Here is a 254-nt window from a genome sequence, read left to right as displayed (position 1 = left end):
GTGAGGCGTTGAGCTAACCAATACTAATTGCCCGTGAGGCTTGACCATATAACACCCAAGCAATTTGACTCCTCGAAAGAGCATCAGATTGCGGTGTGTGAAGACGCAATGAACCGAAAGTTCGAGAAGCAACACACAAACTATCGCATACCCGATTCGCTGGAACGTCGCAAGACGCGTCAGCTCAAGAATTTCTTGACGACCATAGAGCATTGGAACCACCTGATCCCATCCCGAACTCAGCAGTGAAACGA

The 254-nt window shown here is 48.8% G+C and carries 1 rRNA gene; it reads left to right on the top strand.

The window, feature by feature from the left end:
• Window positions 1–194: 194 nt before the first annotated feature.
• A 5S ribosomal RNA gene (gene rrf / locus IB254_RS29395) occupies window positions 195–254 on the top strand; the annotation flags it as partial.

This window comes from Pseudomonas sp. PDM03 (assembly GCF_014852385.1).
Taxonomy (GTDB): domain Bacteria; phylum Pseudomonadota; class Gammaproteobacteria; order Pseudomonadales; family Pseudomonadaceae; genus Aquipseudomonas; species Aquipseudomonas migulae.
This window is presented reverse-complemented; position numbering and strand designations above follow the sequence as displayed.